2 protein-coding genes are annotated in these 2,156 nt (G+C 64.1%); both read left to right on the plus strand.

Going from position 1 to position 2,156, the window contains the following annotated elements:
- The first annotated feature begins 143 nt into the window (after window positions 1-143).
- The gene (istA, locus tag BGN95_RS05635) at window positions 144-1,667 is read left to right on the plus strand and encodes an IS21 family transposase (protein ID WP_081628012.1); all 1,524 of its coding nucleotides are present in this window, start codon (window positions 144-146) and stop codon (window positions 1,665-1,667) included.
- Window positions 1,664-2,156, plus strand: a 493-nt coding sequence (locus tag BGN95_RS05640; protein ID WP_286771904.1) for an ATP-binding protein, incomplete at its 3' end; no start/stop codon positions are given. The genes istA and BGN95_RS05640, both read left to right, overlap by 4 nt.

The raw sequence follows: 2,156 nt of genomic DNA on the forward strand, positions 1-2,156 counted from the left end.
CATCGTAGATGACGTGTGGGGGGAAGCGGAGGCCGGGCGTAGCCCGGACGTAGCTTCCCCCCACACGGGCGCGGGTTTCCCCGTGCCGTTGGCGGCGACAGCGGTCAGGATGGTCCGATCTTCAACGCCAAGAAGAGGATCGGATGCCTGGCCGTCCCATCACCGACCAACAGCAGAGGTACTACATGTCCCTTCGTCAAAAACACCCGCAAAAAGCGGCCGCCGCCATGGCGGGCTTTTCCACCAGCACGGGCTACCGGACAGAGAAAGATCCCCGGTCGCCATCGGAGCGTCGCCGGGAGCGACGTCATGGCGGCGGCAGGCCAGATCCGCTCGCCGAACTGTGGGATAAAGAAATCGTGCCTTTGCTCGAGAGCACGCCGGGCCTGAAGCCCATCTCTATTCTTGGGGAGCTGGAGCAACGCCACCCCGGTCTCGATCTAACACCAGCCCGCAGGACCCTGGAACGCCGGATACGGCTATGGAAGGCCGAGTATGGACCAGAGCGTGAGGTCATCTTCCGGCAGGACCATCCGCCAGGCCGACAGGGCATGTCGGATTTCTTTGACGCCCGCGATCTGAAGGTCACCATCTCCGGCAATCCGAGCCCGCACCTGATCTATCACTTCGCGCTGGTCTATTCCGGGTGGGAGCATGCCGAGGTCGTGCTGGGAGGAGAAAGCTTCACGGCGCTGGCCTGCGGCCTTCAGAATGCGCTGTGGCAGCTTGGCGGCGTGCCGCACGAGCATCGCACCGATAGCCTCTCCGCGGCGTTCGCCAACCTGGAGCAAGATGCCCAGGAAGATCTGCGGACCCGCTATGCCGCCCTGTGCGCCGATTACCAGATGGAGCCCACCCGCAACAATCGCGGGGTCGCCCATGAGAATGGGTCCATAGAAAGCCGTCATGGTCACCTTAAGGATCGGCTCGATCAGGCACTCCAGTTGCGCGGGACACGTGACTTCGCCTCCATCGAGGACTGGCGCACGTTCCTCGCCCAGATCGTGGGCCGCCACAATGCCCGGCGGCGCGATGCCTTGCGCATCGAAGCTGAGCACCTGCGCCCGTTACCTTCACGCCGCAGCTGCGATTATGATGAAGCTACGGTGCTCGTCACCTCATCGGGCGGCTTCGTGCTGCGCAAGGTCTTCTACACCGTGCCTTCCCGGCTCATCGGCCATAGCCTGCGAGCCAGGATCTTCGATGACCGGATCGACCTTTATCTGGCCGGGCAGCCCATCGAGACCCTGCCACGCGGGAGGGCGCCCGATCGCGGACGGGGCGGTCATGACCACGTAGTCAATTATCGGCACGTGATCCACAGCCTGCGTACCAAGCCCCACGCGCTGGCAAACCTTGTCTATCGCGACAAGCTCTTCCCTCGCAGCGAATATCGCCGCTGCTGGGATGCTCTGGAGGGTGCGCTTCCCAAAGCCGCCGCATGCCGCAGCATGGTGGGGCTGCTGTGGCTTGCGCATGACCAGGCCTGCGAGGCTGAGCTCGCCGCGACCCTGACCGGCATACTCGATGGCCAGGGTTTACCCGATCTGAGGGATCTGCAGGAGCGCTTCCAACGCCCCGGCAAAGAGCCGGCCGATGTGGTCGTCGATATTCCCCAGCCTGACACATACGACGATCTGCTCACCGCCAGGGAGATGGCCGCATGAGCATCACTGTCGACACCGCCCAGCTGCCCATGTTGCTTGGCACGCTGCGTCTGCCCACCATTGCCCGTCTCTGGCCGGACTTCTGTTCACGAGCGGACAAGGAGGGGTGGCCGGCTTCGCGCCTGCTGGCAGCCTTGGCCGAACTGGAACTCGCCGAACGCGAACAACGCCGGATCCAGCGCCATCTTACAGAAGCACGGCTGCCTCCCGGCAAGACCCTGGATGCCTTCGACTTCAGCCTCGTTCCCACCTTGAGCAAGGCCCAGGTCATGGCTCTGACCCAAGGAGATGCCTGGCTCAAGGCGGGCCACAATCTTCTGGCATTTGGTCCGCCCGGTGCCGGCAAGAGCCACGCCGCAGCCGCCATCGGCAACGAGCTCGTCGCGCGCGGATACCGGGTCTTCTTCACCCGAACCACCGATCTCGTCCAGCGTTTGCAGGCCGCACGTCAGTCCCTGACCTTGACCCAGGAGATCGCCAGGCTCGACC

It is taken from the genome of Sphingomonas sp. 66-10, assembly GCF_001897045.1.
Taxonomy (GTDB): Bacteria; Pseudomonadota; Alphaproteobacteria; order Sphingomonadales; family Sphingomonadaceae; genus Sphingomonas; species Sphingomonas lycopersici.